Origin of the sequence: Paracoccus luteus (assembly GCF_004522155.1) — a bacterium.
In the GTDB taxonomy this organism is placed as follows: Bacteria; Pseudomonadota; Alphaproteobacteria; order Rhodobacterales; family Rhodobacteraceae; genus Paracoccus; species Paracoccus luteus.
Map to the genome: position 1 here is coordinate 1 of NZ_SDEA01000008.1, position 16525 is coordinate 16525.

General features: G+C 69.7%; 17 protein-coding genes and 1 tRNA gene. 10 read left to right on the forward strand and 8 right to left on the reverse strand.

Annotation, left to right across the window (positions count from 1 at the left end; all coding sequences use genetic code 11):
- On the forward strand, positions 1–395 hold a 395-nt coding region (locus EPA64_RS10675), incomplete at its 5' end, for a ribosomal RNA small subunit methyltransferase A (RefSeq protein WP_281278573.1).
- A 117-nt stretch (positions 396–512) separates the two neighbouring features.
- On the opposite strand, the gene EPA64_RS10680 is transcribed toward EPA64_RS10675, so the two are convergent.
- The 3 genes from EPA64_RS10680 to prfA form a co-directional block, all read right to left on the reverse strand.
- Positions 513–1436: a DUF4167 domain-containing protein gene (locus tag EPA64_RS10680; protein ID WP_134726346.1), complete on the reverse strand. Its 924-nt coding sequence runs from the start codon at positions 1434–1436 to the stop codon at positions 513–515.
- Positions 1437–1667: 231 nt separating this feature from the next.
- The gene (prmC, locus tag EPA64_RS10685) at positions 1668–2504 is read right to left on the reverse strand and encodes a peptide chain release factor N(5)-glutamine methyltransferase (RefSeq protein WP_134726347.1); all 837 of its coding nucleotides are present in this window, start codon (positions 2502–2504) and stop codon (positions 1668–1670) included.
- Complete coding sequence (gene prfA, locus EPA64_RS10690) at positions 2501–3556, reverse strand: peptide chain release factor 1 (protein ID WP_134726348.1); 1056 nt, start codon at positions 3554–3556, stop codon at positions 2501–2503. Before prfA ends, prmC begins: the two co-directional genes overlap by 4 nt.
- 150 nt (positions 3557–3706) lie before the next feature.
- Between prfA and EPA64_RS10695 the strand changes: the two genes are divergently transcribed.
- Positions 3707–5014, forward strand: coding sequence for a cytochrome c peroxidase (locus EPA64_RS10695; protein ID WP_134726349.1), 1308 nt, complete (start codon positions 3707–3709; stop codon positions 5012–5014).
- Between the two features lie 85 nt (positions 5015–5099).
- On the opposite strand, the gene EPA64_RS10700 is transcribed toward EPA64_RS10695, so the two are convergent.
- Positions 5100–5813 carry a YceI family protein gene (locus EPA64_RS10700; RefSeq protein WP_246026718.1) on the reverse strand — a complete coding sequence of 238 codons (714 nt, stop codon included), beginning with the start codon at positions 5811–5813 and terminating at the stop codon, positions 5100–5102.
- 309 nt (positions 5814–6122) lie between these two features.
- On the opposite strand from EPA64_RS10700, the gene rpsF reads away from it, so the two are divergent.
- The 6 genes from rpsF to EPA64_RS10735 all read left to right on the forward strand — a co-directional run bounded on the left by rpsF (position 6123) and on the right by EPA64_RS10735 (position 10254).
- Positions 6123–6629 carry a 30S ribosomal protein S6 gene (rpsF, locus tag EPA64_RS10710; protein ID WP_134726352.1) on the forward strand — a complete coding sequence of 169 codons (507 nt, stop codon included), beginning with the start codon at positions 6123–6125 and terminating at the stop codon, positions 6627–6629.
- 18 nt (positions 6630–6647) lie between these two features.
- Positions 6648–6875 (forward strand): 30S ribosomal protein S18, encoded by a 228-nt coding sequence (rpsR, locus tag EPA64_RS10715; protein ID WP_025061827.1) that lies wholly within the window; start codon positions 6648–6650, stop codon positions 6873–6875.
- A gap of 11 nt (positions 6876–6886) precedes the next feature.
- Positions 6887–7468 (forward strand): 50S ribosomal protein L9, encoded by a 582-nt coding sequence (gene rplI / locus EPA64_RS10720; RefSeq protein ID WP_134726353.1) that lies wholly within the window; start codon positions 6887–6889, stop codon positions 7466–7468.
- Between the two features lie 426 nt (positions 7469–7894).
- Complete coding sequence (locus EPA64_RS10725; protein ID WP_134726354.1) at positions 7895–8113, forward strand: hypothetical protein; 219 nt, start codon at positions 7895–7897, stop codon at positions 8111–8113.
- A gap of 106 nt (positions 8114–8219) precedes the next feature.
- Complete coding sequence (locus EPA64_RS10730; RefSeq protein WP_134726355.1) at positions 8220–9008, forward strand: hypothetical protein; 789 nt, start codon at positions 8220–8222, stop codon at positions 9006–9008.
- A gap of 73 nt (positions 9009–9081) precedes the next feature.
- Positions 9082–10254, forward strand: a complete 1173-nt coding sequence (locus tag EPA64_RS10735) for a YihY/virulence factor BrkB family protein (RefSeq protein WP_134726356.1) — start codon at positions 9082–9084, stop codon at positions 10252–10254.
- Between the two features lie 65 nt (positions 10255–10319).
- Here the strand turns inward: EPA64_RS10735 and tig are convergent, their stop codons facing one another.
- The 4 genes from tig to EPA64_RS10755 form a co-directional block, all read right to left on the reverse strand.
- Positions 10320–11654 carry a trigger factor gene (gene tig / locus EPA64_RS10740; RefSeq protein WP_134726357.1) on the reverse strand — a complete coding sequence of 445 codons (1335 nt, stop codon included), beginning with the start codon at positions 11652–11654 and terminating at the stop codon, positions 10320–10322.
- Between the two features lie 154 nt (positions 11655–11808).
- On the reverse strand, positions 11809–12654 hold the full coding sequence (locus tag EPA64_RS10745; RefSeq protein WP_167626652.1) for a polysaccharide pyruvyl transferase family protein: 846 nt from the start codon (positions 12652–12654) through the stop codon (positions 11809–11811).
- A gap of 23 nt (positions 12655–12677) precedes the next feature.
- Positions 12678–12762, reverse strand: a tRNA-Leu gene (locus EPA64_RS10750).
- 83 nt (positions 12763–12845) lie between these two features.
- Positions 12846–14450: an NAD(P)H-hydrate dehydratase gene (locus EPA64_RS10755; RefSeq protein ID WP_246026719.1), complete on the reverse strand. Its 1605-nt coding sequence runs from the start codon at positions 14448–14450 to the stop codon at positions 12846–12848.
- 137 nt (positions 14451–14587) lie between these two features.
- Here EPA64_RS10755 and EPA64_RS10760 point away from each other — a divergent pair, with 137 nt between their 5' ends.
- Together EPA64_RS10760 and glnA are read left to right on the forward strand one after the other, a co-directional pair.
- On the forward strand, positions 14588–14926 hold the full coding sequence (locus EPA64_RS10760) for a P-II family nitrogen regulator (RefSeq protein WP_134726359.1): 339 nt from the start codon (positions 14588–14590) through the stop codon (positions 14924–14926).
- A gap of 66 nt (positions 14927–14992) precedes the next feature.
- Positions 14993–16399 carry a type I glutamate--ammonia ligase gene (gene glnA / locus EPA64_RS10765; RefSeq protein ID WP_134726360.1) on the forward strand — a complete coding sequence of 469 codons (1407 nt, stop codon included), beginning with the start codon at positions 14993–14995 and terminating at the stop codon, positions 16397–16399.
- Positions 16400–16525 lie beyond the last annotated feature (126 nt).

Genomic DNA, 16525 nt, shown 5'->3' on the forward strand with positions numbered 1-16525 from the left:
TCCAGCGCGAGGTCGCCCAGCGCATCGTGGCGCGGCCGGGCGGCAAGGATTACGGGCGGCTGGCGCTGCTGGCGCAGTGGCGCTGCGACGCGCGCATCGTGCTGACCCTGCCGCCGCAGGCCTTCGTGCCCGCGCCCAAGGTCGAATCGGCGGTGGTCCACCTGACCGCCCTGCCCCGGCCGCGCTATCCGGCCGATGCCAGGGTGCTGTCCGAAATCACCTTCGCCGCCTTCAACCAGCGCCGCAAGATGCTGCGGGCATCGCTGCGCGGCGTCCATCCGGCGATCGAGCGCCTGCTGGAGGATGCCGCCATCCCCCCAACCGCGCGCGCCGAAGAGATCGGGCTGGACCGGTTCTGCGCGCTGGCGCGCGGCGTCGCGGCGGCGCGCGGCTGATCCGACAAGCGAACAGGCGCGCACTGTCGCGCGGCGGCGCAGCGGCTGATCCGATACGCGAACGGGCGGCCACCAGGGCCGCCCGTTTCGTTTTGCCGCGTTGACCGGCGTGTGCGGTCAGTCGGCCGCGGGCGCGGGGGTGTCGGCACCCTCGGGTTCGGCGCGCTTGCGCGTCCGGGGGGCCCGCGGCGCGGCGGGCGCGCCGGTGTCACCGGTCGCGGCCTTGCGCGGCGCGCGGCGGGGGGCGCGGGCGGGCGCCTCGGCCGGCTGCGCGGCGGCGGCGGTTCCCGCCGCGGCGGCAGGCTCGTCCTGCGGCGCAGGGTCGGCGCCGCGATCCTCGGGGGTTTCGACGGGGCCGTCCTGCGGGTCGATCGCCTCGGGGATGCCGCGATCCTCGGGCGCGCGGCGCAGGAAATCGGGCGCCGAATCGTCGGTCAGCGAGGCGGGTGCCGCCGCCGGCCGGGCCGGGGCGTCGCCGCGGTCGCGGCGGTCGTCGCCCCGTTCGCCCCGGTCGTCGCGGGCGCGCTGCTGGTTGCGGTCCTGCCGGTCGTCGCGGCGGTCGCGGTCCTCATTGCGGGGGTTCTGGCGGTCCTGCCGGTCGTCGCGGCGGTCCTGCCGGTCGTCGCGGCGTTCGCCCGACGGCTGGCCACCCTGCGGCTGCGGGTTGCCATAGCCGGCATGTCCGTTGCCGTTCCCGTTCCCGTTGCCGCCATTCCCGTTCTGGGCCGGACGGTCGTCGCGGTCGTCGCCCTGCCCGGCATAGTTGCCGCCGAACTGGCCCTGGCGCTCGGCCTGCTCGCGCTGCGCCTCGCCCAGCATGCGGGTGTAATGTTCGGCGTGCTGGAAAAAGCTCTGCTCGGCCACGCGGTCGCCGGACAGCTGCGCGTCACGCGCCAGCGCCAGGTATTTCTCGATGATCTGCTGGGGCGTTCCGCGAACCTTCCCCTCGGGGCCGGAACTGTCGAAGACGCGGTTGACGACGTTGCCCAGCGACCGGGGGTTGCGGGACTTGTTGCGCGAACGGGATTTGGAAGATCTCATCGGGCCAATGTCTTAGTCCGGCGCACGGGCGCCCGGATGGGGTTGGGGTCGGTGTTCGGCAACATGGCCCGGTTGAACCCGGGCAGTTCGCGGAAGCAGTCCGGCAGCTTGTGCGGGATGACCCGTGCAGGGGCGCCAAGGCCCCCGTCACCCGGCCTGCTAACCATGCGGATCGCGCCGTGGCAAGCAAAAACCGCCCTTAATCGCAGCAATGTGTCGCGGGGGCGGCATTCAGCCGCCGTTCTGGCCCAGCACGACCCGGTCGCGGCCGTCCAGGTCGCGGCGGACGTCGATCGCGGCCAGCCCCGACCCTGCGAACAGCGCCGTCACGGCAGCGGCCTGCGTCGGCCCGATCTCGACCGCCAGCCAGCCGCCGGGCGACAGATGCGCGGGCGCACCGGCCGCAATCGCGCGATAGGCCCCCAACCCGTCGTCCCCGTCGGTCAGCGCGCCCGCCGGTTCCCAGTCGCGCACCTCGGGCGCAAGCGCGGCCATCTCGTCCGCCGCGATATAGGGCGGGTTCGACACGATCAGGTCGAACCGCCCGCGAACGTCCGAAAACCAGTCCGAGACGGCAAGGTCCGCCGCGACGCCCAAGCCTGCGGCGTTGCCCCGCGCGACCTCGACCGCCGCGGCTGACACATCCACCCCAAGCCCCCGTGCACCCGGCCGTTCCGCCAGCAGCGACAGCAGGATCGCGCCGGTGCCGGTGCCAAGATCCAGCACCGACCGCCACGGCAGGTCCAGCACCGCCGCGACCAGCGTTTCGGTTTCAGGGCGCGGGTCCAGCGTGTCGCGGGTGACGTGGAAGCGGTGCCTCCAGAAATCGCGGGTGCCGGTGATCTGGCTGACCGGCTGGCGCGCGCCGCGCATGGTCAGATATGCGTCCAGCAGCGCGTCCTGGTCGGCGGTCATCCGGTCGTCCCCGATCAGGCCCAGCCGCGCGGGATCGACGGCCAGCGCATGGGCCAGCAGGCGGCGCGCGTCGGCGGCCGGGTCGGGAACCCCGGCCATCTTCAGCCCGGCCGCCGCCGCGTTCAGCGCCTGCCGCACGGTGCGCCGGCTCATCCCTCGGCCTCGGCCAGCCGGGCGGCCTGATCGTGGGCGGTCAGCGCGTCGATGATCTCGGCCAGGTCGCCCTGCATCACGCGGTCCAGCGCATACAGCGTCAGGTTGATCCGGTGGTCGGTCACCCTTCCTTGCGGAAAGTTATAGGTGCGGATGCGCTCGCTGCGGTCGCCCGACCCGACCTGCGACCGCCGGTCGGCGGCGCGTTCGGCATCGGCGCGCGACCGTTCCATGTCATAAAGCCGCGCCCGCAGCACCGCCATCGCGTTGGCGCGATTCTGATGCTGCGACTTTTCGGACGAGGTGACGATCAGCCCGGTCGGCAGGTGGGTGATGCGGACCGCCGAATCGGTGGTGTTGACGTGCTGGCCCCCCGCGCCCGACGCGCGCATCGTGTCGATGCGGATGTCGGCGGCGGGGATGTCGATGTCCACGTCCTGCGCCTCGGGCAGGACGGCGACGGTGGCGGCGCTGGTGTGGATGCGGCCGCCGGATTCCGTCTCGGGGACGCGCTGCACGCGGTGGACGCCGGATTCGTATTTCAGCCGCGCGAACACGCCGTCGCCCGAGATGCGGGCCATCGCCTCGCGCACGCCGCCCAGTTCCGACTGCGCCAGTTCCAGCAGCTCGAACCGCCAGCCCTGCATCTCGGCGTGGCGCTGATACATCCGCAGCAGGTCGGCGGCGAACAGCGCCGCCTCGTCCCCGCCGGTGCCGGGGCGGATTTCAAGGATCGCGGGGCGCGCGTCGGCCGCGTCGCGGGGCAGCAGCGCCAGCCGCAGCGCCTGTTCCAGGTCGGGCATCGACGCGCGCAGGCGGTGCAGCTCATCCTCGGCCAGCTCGCGCAGCTCGGCGTCGGCCAGCATGGCCTGCGCGTCCGCGACGCCCGCCTGCGCGGCCTGCCATGCGGCGATCTGGGCCACGACCGGCTTCAGCTCGGCGTATTCGCGGCTGACGGCCGCGATCTCGTCAGGGGGCGCGCCCGCGTTCAGCCGCGCCTCGAGATATTCGAAACGCTGGACGATCTGGATCAGGCGGTCGGCGGGCAGCATGGCGCGGGGATACCGGCAGGGCCCCGCCGCGGCAAGCCGTCGCGGATCGGCCGGAACCAGCCCGACGCGCAATGTTGATCTGGGTCAGGGGCGAGTCACGCCGCCACCCTTATACTGGCGGCCAACCGCACAGTTCCCAGCGAGGTAGCCATGATTTTCCGTTCCGCCCTCTTCCTGACCACCGCCTGCCTGTCCGCCCTGCCCGCGCTGGCGCAGCAGGCTGCGACCGACCCCGCCGCCGCGCAGGTCGAACAGGCCGAACAGGCCCAGCAGGTCGAGGGCGGGAACACGCCCGCCGCCGATCCGGCCGTCGCCGCCAAGGCGCAGGGCACCGATGCGCCCGTCGCCCGCGATGCGGCCACGGTCGCGGCGGAAACCAAGGTCTCGCCCGCGCCGGTCGGCGCCGCCGCCGCTGCCGCCGCAGCCCTGGCCGCGTCGCCGGACGCCGAACTGCGCGCCGCCGCCGCCGCGCTGTTCGAGCCGATCCCGATGAGCGGGCCGACGTTGCAGGGCAACACCATGACCCGCGACAAGATCCAGCTGGGCACGATGCTGTTCTTTGACCCGCGGATGTCAAAATCGGGCGTCTTCTCGTGTCAGTCCTGCCACAACATCGGGATGGGCGGCGTGGACGCGCTGGAAACCTCGATCGGGCACGGCTGGCAGGCGGGGCCGCGCAACTCGCCCACCATGCTGAACGCGGTCTTCAACATCGCCCAGTTCTGGGACGGACGGGCCGAGGATCTGGCGGCGCAGGCCAAGGGTCCGGTTCAGGCCGGGGTCGAGATGAACAACACGCCCGACAACCTGATCGCCACGCTGCAGTCGATGCCCGGCTATGTCGAGGCGTTCCAGGCCGCGTTCCCCGGCCAGCCCGAGCCGATCACCTTCGACAACTTCGCCCAGGCGATCGAGGCGTTCGAGGCGACGCTGGTCACGCCCAACGCGCGGTTCGACCAGTGGCTGACCGGCACCGATGGCGCGATGGACGAACAGGAAAAGCGCGGGCTGCAGGCGTTCATCGACACCGGCTGCGCCACCTGCCACGCCGGCGTGAACCTGGGCGGGCAGGATTATTTCCCCTTCGGCCTGGTCGAGGCGCCCGATGACGAGGTGCGCCCCGAAGGCGACGCCGGCCGGTTCACCGTCACCAACACCGCGGGCGACGAATACGTGTTCCGCGCGGCGCCCCTGCGCAACGTGGCGATCACGCCGCCCTATTTCCATTCCGGCAAGGTCTGGGATCTGGCCGAGGCGGTGCAGGTCATGTCGAACGCGCAGCTTGGGACCGAACTGGCCGACGAACAGACCGCCGACATCGTGGCGTTCCTGGAAACGCTGACCGGCGAACAGCCGCTGGTCGTCCACCCGATCCTGCCGGCCCGCACCGTGGACACGCCCCGGCCCGCGCCCATCGACCTGCCGGCGGCGTCCGCGGTTCCCGCCACGTCGAACTGATCCCGCGCGGCTGGAAGGCCCACGCAAACGGAACAGGTCGCCCAAAGGGGCGGCCTGTCGCATTTTCGGCAAGGGTCGCGCGGGGTCAGCCCTTGCTGGCCTCGACCGCGATGTCGAACTCGATTTCGTCCTCGATCGCCGGCGCCATCGCGCCTAGGTTGAAGTCCGAGCGCAGCAGCTTGCCCTCGATGTGGAAACCGACGGTGGGCTTGCCGCCCATCGGGTGCGGGCCGGCCTTGTTGACCTCGACGTCCAGCGTGATCGGCTTTGTGATGCCGTTCATGGTCAGGTCGCCGGTCACCTTCGCCTCGTCGTCGCCATCCGGTTCGACGCTGGTGGACTTGAAGGTGACCTGCGTGTCGCCCGCGGCGTTGAAGAAATCGGCGCTGAGCAGATGATCGTCCAGCTGCTGGGCGATGGTCACCATCGCCGACAGCGGGAACTGCGCCTGAACCGACGAATTGGCCGGGTTCGCCTGGTCCAGCATGACCGTGCCGGTCACGCCGTTGACGATCCCGTGCGAGGTCGAGAACCCGAGGTGGTCGTATTCGAACACGATCTGGCTGTGCGCGGGGTCGAACGCATAGGTGCCGCTCATGTCGCCGGCCGCGGCCGCATCGGCAGCGGGGGCAGCGGCCGGCGCGGCTGCAGGCGCTGCGGCGTCGGCGGAAGGTGCCGCGGCGGCATCGGCCGGGGCGGCCGCAGCCGGGGCGGCGGCGTCGGGCGCGGGGGCCGTCTGGGCGAACGCGGGGGCAGCCAGCGCCAGGCTGATCGCCAGCGCGGAAATCGTCTTCGACATTCAAACTCTCCTTGTGACGGGCACGGGTGGCAGACACGGCGGGACAGGCGGGACCGGGCCACGCCGATCCGCCGCCAACACCGGCCAACCCGTTGACGCGGCGATGGTTCCGGCGAACCGCGCCGCTCTCGCGGCTGTGAAAGGGCGCGCGCGGCCTGATCCCCGGCGACGGGAATCGGCTTGCATCGCGGGGCGCGGACTGTATAAGACCGCATCCTTCCGCACATTGCGAAACCGGCGCAGCCTCTCGTGGCGGGGCGCGGAGGGTTTGACCCGCCTATGAAGCGCGCCCGAGACGAAAGGGATGCCATGCCGCTTTACGAGCATGTGCTGATCGCCCGCCAGGACCTGTCGAACACGCAGGCCGAAGGGCTGATCGAACATTTCTCGACCGTGCTGTCCGACAACGGCGGAACGGTCAAGGAAAGCGAATACTGGGGTGTGCGCACGCTCGCCTACAAGATCAACAAGAACCGCAAGGGCCACTATGCCTTCCTGCGCACCGACGCGCCGTCGGCCGCCGTGCAGGAAATGGAACGCCTGGCCCGCCTGCATGACGACGTGATGCGCGTGCTGACCGTGCGCGTGGACGCCCACAACGAAGGCCCGTCCGTGCAGATGCAGCGCCGCGACGAGCGTGACCGCGGCGACCGTGGCGACCGTCGCGATGGCGACCGCCGTGATGGCGACCGGGGCGGCGACCGCCGTTCGGCCGACCGTGGCGATCGTGGCGAACGCGGCGGCGACGACCGTGGCGAGCGTGGCGGCGACCGTGGCGAGCGCAGCGAACGCGCCCCCCGCGGCGACCGGTTCTGATCCGAAGGAGAGCAAGACATGGCAACCAAGCCGTTTTTCCGCCGCCGCAAGGTCTGCCCCTTCTCGGGCGACAACGCGCCGGCCATCGACTACAAGGACACGCGTCTGCTGCAGCGCTATATCAGCGAGCGCGGCAAGATCGTGCCTTCGCGCATCACCGCCGTCTCGGCGAAAAAGCAGCGTGAACTGGCCCGCGCCATCAAGCGCGCCCGGTTCCTGGCGCTGCTGCCTTACGCCGTGAAGTGAGGGGCTGAATCATGCAAGTCATTCTGCTGGAACGCGTGGCCAAGCTGGGCCAGATGGGCGAAGTGGTGCGGGTCAAGGACGGGTTCGCCCGCAACTTCCTGCTGCCGCAGGGCAAGGCGATGCGCGCCAACGACGCCAACATCGCGGCGTTCGAGGCCCGCAAGGCCGACCTGGCCGTCCGCAACGATGAAACCCGCGCCGACGCCGAAAAGATCGCGGCCTCGCTGGGCGGCGCGTCCTTTGTCATCATCCGCTCGGCATCCGACGCCGGGGCGCTGTATGGCTCGGTCACGCCGCGTGACGTGGCCGACGCCGCCGTGGCCGAAGGCTTCGCGGTCGAACGCCGCCAGATCGTGCTGGCCGGCCCGATCAAGGATCTGGGCCTGCACGACGTCAAGGTGCACCTGCACCCCGAGGTTGACGTCCAGGTGACCGTGAACGTCGCCCGTTCGCCCGAAGAGGCCGAACTGCAGGCGTCGGGCAAGTCGATCCAAGACCGCGCCGCCGAGGAAGAAGCCGCCGCCGAGTTCGAGATCGCCGAACTGTTCGACGACATCGGCTCGGCCGGCCGCGACGACGACGCGTCGGCCTGACGCGGGCCGTCACCGCGGGACATAAGGGGCCGCGCCGGGATCACCGGCGCGGCCCTTTCCTTTTCGCCGTGACTGATGCGCCTGCCTGACGCGGGCCGTCACCGCCGGGCATAAGGGGCCGCGCCGGGATCACCGGCGCGGCCCTTTCCTTTTCGCCGTGACTGATGCGCCTGCCTGACGCGGGCCGTCACCGCCGGGCATAAGGGGCCGCGCCGGGATCACCGGCGCGGCCCTTTCCTTTTCGCCGTGACTGATGCGCCTGCCTGACGCGGGCCGTCACCGCCGGGCATAAGGGGCCGCGCCGGGATCACCGGCGCGGCCCTTTCCTTTGTGCCGAGGGGCGGCCCGCGGCGCGCGATCCGGGGGAACGAAGCCGCGCGCCTGCGGGTTGATCCGTGCAGCGCCCCGCTGTCCGAAGGATTGGCCATGACTGACCCCCGCGTGCTGAAATCCCTGCTGACCGGCGAGATGGACGACGACCCCGCCGCCCGGACGACGCTGGACGTCGAACAGGATCTGGCGATCCCCGACACGGAAACCGTGCCCACCAACCCCGACGAGGCGCTGGGGATCGCGCCGTCCAAAACCTCGGGGGACGCCGGCGGCGACCCCCCGGACGACACGCGGGACGATAGGGGCCGCTGACCGGACCGCCCGGCCGCCCGGTCCGGGAACATTCCGCCCGCGTGGCGGTTTTCACGGCAGGTCAACGCGCGACGGAACACCGCCGCCATCCCAGAAAGGTATTTCGATGTCCATGTCCGACGGCCCCGTGATTGGCGCGCCCATCGACCGCAGCCAGGAAACCTATCGCCCCTCTCCCTATCCGCCGCAAAAGACGCTGCCGCATGGCGACGTGTCGCCCGACGGCAGTCGTGCGTGGCCCGAGCCGTCGATGACGTCGCGCGTGCTGGTCTATGGCGGGGCCGCGGTCGCGGCGGCCGCGGTGACGGCGGGCGCGGTGCTGGCGGTCCGCAAGGTCGCCGACATGGTCAGCGGCAACGACGAGATTCACGACGATGCCGAACGCGCCGCCGAACGCGCGCGCGAGCGGGTGTATGGCGCCGCCCGCCGCGATGGCCCGACCGAACGCGAACGCGAGGCGATGCGCGCGCGCGCCCGGTCGCGGATGCAGCACGACGACGACAGCCACCGCTTTGGTCCCCGGGGCGACGGGGGGCAGCACCGGCGCACCGACCGCCCGCGCCCGTCGCGCCCGCCCCGCACCTCGATGAGCTTCATCTCCGAGATCGAGGATACCGCGCAGCGCCTGTCGGGCAATCTCAACAGCATCATCGCCGCGGTGGGCGGGGCGATGAACGCGTTCCGTGCAGTTGCCGAAAACGCCGAAGGGGTGGTGCGCGACTTTTCCGGCACCGCCGATCAGATCCGCAGTTTCCTGAACACCGGTGCCGACCAGGCCCCGCGCCCGCAAGGGGGGCAACAGGCGGGCGGGTTCCAGCGGCCGCGCAAATCGGACGTCGTGGATCTGCGCGACGGCGGCATCGCGGGTGCCGAGACACGCACCCACCGGCTGTAGGCCCGGCCCCGCCGCCACGCCCGGCCGCGCCAGAACGGCGCGGCCTTACCGCCCTGACCCCTGCGAGCGCACCATGCCCGACCGACCCGATCCTGCCCCGACCCGGCCCGACGTCTATGACGCCCTGTTCGGCCCACTGCCCGCGGGCTGGCGCGAGCGCAAGGGACTGCCGCCCGATGGCGCCGCACCGGACCCGGCGAAGGATGCAAGGCAGGGGCACAGGCCGCCCGCGTCCGGTTCGGGCACCGACACCCTCGACGCCGACGAACGCGCCGACGCCGCAGCGGTCGTCAAAAGCGATGCAAAGACGGCTGCGGCGAACGCCGCCCCCCCGCCCCGCGTTCCCGGCGCGCCCGAGACGCCGTGGCAGCTGGGCCGGTCAAGCTGGATGACCGTGCTGAAGCGGACCGCGACCGAGTTCGGCAAGGACCGCGTGACCTCGGTCGCGGGCGGCGTCACGTTTTTCGCGCTGCTGGCGCTGTTTCCGGCGATCACCGCACTGGTGTCGCTGTATGGCCGCGTGGCGGACCCGGCCACCATCTCGGACAACCTGGCGATGCTGAACCGCATCCTGCCGGAAAGCGCCATCGACCTGGTCGCGGGTCAGGTGACGGCCATCGCCTCGGCTCCGAAAACCGCGCTGTCGATCGCCGGGATCATCAGCATCCTGGTCGCGCTGTGGTCGGCGAACGGCGGCATGAAGGCGCTGATCGAGGCGCTGAACATCGCCTGGTTCGAAACCGAAAAACGCGGGTTCATCAAGCTGAACGTCGTGTCGCTGGCGATGACGTTGGGCGCCATCGTCGGCATCATCGTCATGCTTGGCGTCATCACGGTCCTGCCTGCCGTGCTGGAGGCGGTGCTGGCCGGCAGCGCAGCCGAGACGGTGATGAAGCTGTTGCGCTGGCCGCTGATGGCGGGCCTTCTGCTGGCCGGGCTGGCGGTGATCTATCGCTTTGGCCCCAGCAAGGACGATCCGGCGTGGCAGTGGATCTCGCCTGGGGCGATCCTGGCCACGGTCGGGCTGCTGGTCGCATCGCTGCTGTTTTCCTGGTATGCTGCGAACTTCGCCAACTACAACGAGACGTATGGCTCGCTGGGCGCGGCGATCGCCATGATGATGTGGCTGTGGATCGCGGCCATCGTCGTGCTGACCGGGGCCGAGCTGAACTCGGAGGTCGAGCGCCAGATCAAGATCGAGAACGGCGTCGAGCCGAAGGGCGACGAGGATCTGGCGCAGCGCTGAGGCGCGGCGCGCAGGAGAAAGGCCGCCCAACCGGGCGGCCCTTTCCGTTCTGCGCGGCGAAACCCTCAGGCTTCGTCCAGCGATTCCAGCGCCTTTTCCAGCTCTTCCTTGGTCACGGTGCGGTCGGTGACCTTGGCGCCGGCGATGATGTGATCGACGACCTTGTCCTCGAAGATCGGGGCGCGCAGCTGCTGCTGGGCGGCCTGGTTCTGCTGGATGAACTCGAAGAACGCGCGTTCCTGGCCGGGGAAGTTGCGGGCCTGGCGCATGACCGCCTGGGTCATCTCCTGGTCGCCCACGGTGATTTCGGCCTTTTGCCCGACTTCGGCCAGCAGCAGGCCCAGCCGCACGCGGCGTTCGGCCAGCTTGCGGTGCTCGTCGGTGGTCTCGATCTCGCCGTGGTTGTGGCCGTGCTCTTCGGGGTGTTCCTCGTGCCACAGCTGATGCGCGATCTGGCCCGCCTCGGCCTCGACCAGCGAGGGCGGCAGGTCAAAGCTGACCAGCTCGTCCAGGCGGTCCAGCAGGGCGCGTTTCATCAGCGCGCGGCTGGCGTCCTTGTATTCCGATTCCAACCGCTCGCCGATCTGCGCCTTCAGCGCGTCCAGGTCGTCGGCGCCGAAGCGCTTGGCCAGCGCGTCGTCGATCTCGGCCGCTTTCGGGGCCTTCACGGCCTTGACCGTGGTTTCAAACACCGCGTCCTTGCCCTTGAGGTGGGGCGCGCCGTAATCGTCGGGGAAGCGCACGTTGACGTTGACCGAGTCGCCGGCCTTGACGCCCGCCAGCTGATCCTCGAACCCCGGGATGAACGACCCCGAGCCCAGCACCAGCGGATAATCCTCGGCGGTGCCGCCCTCGAACGCCTCGCCGTCGACCATGCCCTTGAAGTCGATCACGACCTGGTCTCCGGTCTCGGCGGCGGCGCCCTCGTCGCGGTCGTCGAAGGACTGGGCGTTCTTGGCCAGATTCTCCAGCGCCTCGGTCACGGCCGCATCCTCGGCCTTGACGGTCAGGCGCTCAAGCTCGACGCCGGACAGGTCGGTGTCCGGGATTTCGGGCAGCAGCTCATAGCTGACGTTCACGACGACGTCGTCGCCTTCCTTCCAGCCTTCGCCGTCCTGCATCTCGATCCTGGGCTGCATGGCCGGACGGACCTTGTTTTCGTCCATGTGGACACGCAGCGCGTCGTCGATGGATTTCTGCATGGCGTCGCCCATGACCCGCGGGCCATAGGTCTTTTTCATCAGCGCCATCGGCACCTTGCCCTTGCGAAAGCCCTTCATCTCGACGTTGGGCCGGGCCTCGGCCAGCTGGCGGTCCACCTCGGCCGCCAGATCGGCCGCCGGCAGGGTAAGGCGATAGCCGCGCTTGAGACCTTCGTTCAGGGTTTCCGTGACCTGCATTGGGGTTCCTTTGTCATGTCCAACGGGCCGCGACCAAGGCGACCGTGCATTTGTTCGACCTTCTAGGCATCGCGGCGACGGCGTGCAAGCGGCGGTGTCGGCCCGGTCGAGGAAGCCTGGGCGCCTGCACGCGGGTGTTCTGTGGCGGGGCTGATCAGAACGGGCATGCTGCAAGCAGGCGGTCGGCCATGCGGCCGACGTCCACGGCCGGCAGCGTCAGGTCGTCCGCATAGTCGCCCAGATCGAACGGCAGCGCGATCTTTCGCCGGTCCGACGCGGACAGGTCAAGACCGACGGACTGGAAATAGTCCCTGAACTTGAAGTCATTCTCCAGCTCGGCCGAGAACGAGGCGGTCCAGCAGGTCGGCACACCATAGGCGTGGGACACGATCAGCCCGTGCAGGGACGTCGACAGCGTCGCCTCGCACGACGCGATCACGTCGATCACGCTTTCGAACGGATCGGTCAGATCGATCAGAACCGCGTCGGCGGGCAGCAGATTGCCGTTCTGCTTCCAGAACGGCATGTCGTAGACGTGCGGGATCAAGCCCAGCCGATACGTCTTGCCCGTGCTTGCAGGCATGTGGAACCGGGGCAGGCACAGACCCGGATCGCCGATCACCTCGGGCACATCAAGGCGGCGGCTGTCCAGCACCTGCTGCGTCAGCGGCCCGCGGACCGCCCTCATCTCCAGCGGGCGGGCAAACCACGCGTCCGGCTCCTTGATGCCGGTGCCCCAGACCACCGCGCGGTTCTTCCTGCGGATCTTGTGCATGATGCTGCCGCAGGTGAAGTGAACCGGAACGCCCTCGGGCACGTGGCCCGGCGCGCAATAGCGCGGAAGCCGGCCGGTCCGCTGACGATACAGATAAGGGCCAATCCAGTCGCCGAAGTTCCTGAAGTTGCCCCACCAGGCCCACCACATGTTGTCACTTGCGATCTCGCCGCGGGCCAGCATTTCGCGTTCGGCGGGGCCGGGCTTTTCAAGCGAATCAAACATGGCCAATCCCTGATGACATGGCATGGTGCGGGTGAAGGGACTTGAACCCCCACGCCTTGCGGCGCCAGAACCTAAATCTGGTGCGTCTGCCAGTTTCGCCACACCCGCAATGCGTCAGCCGGGCAGGCCGCGCGGCCCGCCAGCAAATCCGCGCCCTCTTAGCAAAGCGGGGGCTGGCGCGCGAGCGGAATCTACAGCCCCAGGTCGCGGAAGACGCCGGGCAGCTGGTCGGGCAGGTCGTCGGCGATCAGGCCGGGGCCAAAGCGGCGGGCGGCGGCGGCGTGCAGCAGGGCGCCGGTTGCGGCGGCGTCCGCCGGGGCCAGCCCGCGGGCCAGCAGCCCGGCGACAATGCCGGCCAGCACATCGCCCGTGCCCGCCGTCGCCAGCCAAGGCACGTCCAATGCCGCGACCAGCGTCGGGGGGCTGCCCGCGTCGTCGGCGATGACCGATGTCGGGCCCTTGTGCAGGATCGTCGCGCCGGCCTCGCGCGCCGCGTCGCGGACCGTGTCGATCAGGCTGGTCCGCGACCCGGGACGGTCTGCGGACTGGAACAGCCGCTGGAACTCTCCGGCGTGGGGGGTCATCACCACCGGCCACGGCCCCATCAGGTCGAACAGCGTCCGGGCGTCGCCTGCGAATGCGGTCAGCGCATCGGCGTCCAAAACCAGGGACGGGCGACGCCGCCCGCGCGGATGGCGCAGCGCCGCCAGCGTCATGGCGCGCGCACGCTCGATCCCCAGCCCGGGGCCGATGCAGACCGCGTTGATCCGCTCGTCCTCCAGCGCCGCGGTCAGCGCGTCAGGCCCGTCGATCACCCGCCGCATCAGCGCGTCGGGGCCGCCCCCGGCCAGGTCTTCCGGCAGCGGCACGCCCAGCGTGACCAGCCCCGCCCCCACGCGCAGGGCCGCCCGCGCCGCAAGGCGCGCCGCGCCCGCGCGCTCGGGCGGACCCGACAGCACCAGGACATGACCGTGGTCATACTTGTGCCGCCCCACGGGCTTTGCCAAGGCGCGACCGCCCAGCGCCATGTCCGGCCCGAACACCAGGGCGGCCTTGCGCTGGAACCGCCAGCCGATGCCGTTGCTGTGGTTCCAGGCGTTGTTCAGACCCAGATCCGCCACCATCACCGTGCCCGAAAGGCTGGGGCCGCGGCCAAGCACATGCCCCGGCCGGCCGCGGTGGAACGTCACGGTCAGGTCCGCCCCATCCCCGCCCTCGCCCTGCCCCGTGTCCAGATCCAGACCGCTGAAGCAGTCGATCGCGACCAGACGCTCGGAATCCTCGGCGAACGCGTCACGGGTCCGGCGCCACCCGGGCGGCAGGGGGCATCGGCCGCCGGCGCCGACGATGGCGTCGATCAGCACGTCATAGAACGTCGAGACCATGTATCCGGGAAACTCCCCCTCCGGGTCGCGACAGTCATCCACCTCTCCGCCCGCATCGAGAAAGCGCTGCCGGGCCGCGGCCGCGTCCTGCGGCAGTGACGCCTGGTCGCCCAGGCCGATCACGTCCAGGGACCAGCCCCGCTCGTGCAGCAGGCGCGCCACTACATACCCGTCGCCGCCATTTTTTCCGGGCCCGCACAGCACGACAGCCTGCCCGCCGCCCGGCTCTGCCGGGGGGAAAAGCTCGGGCCAGCGGCGTTCGATGGCGGCGACGACCGCGCTGCCCGCGCGCTCCATCAGCTCGGCGCCCGTCGTCTCGCCGCTGGCGATCACGGACGCCTCGAACTGGCGCATCTGGCTGCAGGTTATCAGCTGGCTTGTTGCGCCGCCGCTTCCCAGAATGCCCATCATCCTCTCACCGTGCCTATATTTTGTGCAGCCGCCCCCGGCAGCGCAGGACACCGCGCGTCGGGGGCGGCCAGCCATTGACCCTGATTTCGGCATAATCCACCACCACCTCGACGCAAGCCGGACAGGAGTTGCTGGGCATGAAAAAGGTCGAGGCGATCATCAAGCCGTTCAAGCTGGACGACGTGAAAGAGGCCCTGCAGGAAGTGGGCGTGCAGGGGCTTTCCGTGACTGAGGTCAAGGGCTTCGGCCGCCAGAAGGGGCACACCGAACTGTATCGCGGCGCGGAGTATGTGGTCGATTTCCTGCCCAAGGTGAAGGTCGAGATGGTGCTGCCCGACGACATGGTCGATGCCGCGATCGAGGCGATCATCGCCGCCGCCCGCACCGACAAGATCGGCGACGGCAAGATCTTTGTCAGCCCGGTCGAGCAGGCGATCCGCATCCGCACCGGCGAAACCGGCGAGGACGCGGTCTGACGCCGGACGGGACTTAACCAGATATCAACGATTGGCCGGTATCCCGGCCCAACCGAAGGAGCGGCCATGACGGTCAACGAAGTTCTGGAACTGATGAAGTCGGAGGAGGTGGCCTATGTCGATGTCCGCTTCACCGATCCCAAGGGCAAGCTGCAGCACGTCACCCTGGTCGCAGACCTGGTGGACGAAGAGTGGTTCGAGGAAGGCTTCATGTTCGACGGCAGCTCGATCGCGGGCTGGAAGTCGATCGACCAGTCCGACATGAAGCTGATGGCCGATCCGTCCAGCGCCTATATCGACCCGTTCTATGCCGAAAGGACGCTGTGCCTGCACTGCAACGTGGCCGAGCCGGACACCGGCGAGCCGTATTCCCGCGACCCCCGCGGCACCGCCGTCAAGGCCGAGGCCTATCTGAAATCGACCGGCATCGGCGACGATTTCTATTGCGGCCCGGAAGCCGAGTTCTTCATCTTCGACGACGTGCGCTATTCCGTGACGCCGCAGAAGGTCAGCTATCAGATCGACGCCGCCGACGCCGCCTGGAACACCGACACCGAATACGAGATGGGCAACACCGGCCATCGCGCCCCCCACAAGGGCGGGTATTTTCCGGTGAACCCCATCGACGCGGCGCAGGATCTGCGCGGCGAGATGCTGTCCACGATGAAGCGCATGGGCATCCGCGTCGACAAGCACCACCACGAGGTCGCCACCGGCCAGCACGAGCTGGGGATGATCTTTGGCGGGCTGGTCGAGCAGGCCGACAACATCCAGAAATACAAATACGTGATCCACAACGTGGCCCACGCCTATGGCAAGTCCGCGACCTTCATGCCGAAGCCGATGAAGGGTGACAACGGGTCGGGGATGCACGTCAACATGTCGATCTGGAAGGACGGCAAGCCGCTGTTTTCCGGCGACAAATACGCCGACCTCAGCCAGGAGGCGCTGTGGTTCATCGGCGGCATCCTGAAACACGCCAAGGCGCTGAACGCGCTGACGAACCCGTCCACCAACAGCTACAAGCGGCTGATCCCGGGGTTCGAGGCGCCGGTGCTGCGGGCCTATTCGGCGCGCAACCGCTCGGGCTGCGTGCGCATCCCGTGGACCGAATCGCCGAAGGCCAAGCGCGTCGAGGCGCGGTTCCCCGACCCCGCCGCGAACCCCTATCTGGCCTTTGCCGCGCTGCTGATGGCGGGCCTGGACGGCATCCGCAGCAAGATCGACCCCGGCCCGGCGTCGGACAAGGATCTGTATGACCTGCCGCCCGAGGAACTGGCCGAGATCCCGACCGTCTGCGGTTCCCTGCGCGAGGCGCTGGAGGAGCTGGAGAAGGACATGGACTTCCTGCTGCAGGGCGACGTCTTCACCCGCGACCAGCTGGAAAGCTATATCCGGCTGAAGTGGGAAGAGGTCTATGCGTTCGAGCATACGCCCCACCCGATCGAGTATGCGATGTATTACAGCTGCTGAGGGGCGGCGCCCCTGTTCAGCCTCATGCCTCCGGCGGCGCCCCGCCGGGGGTTTTCCACCCCCGGCCACTGCCGTGGCCTTCCTTGCTGGAAACGGTCACCGGACCGTTTCCAGCAAGGAAGGCCC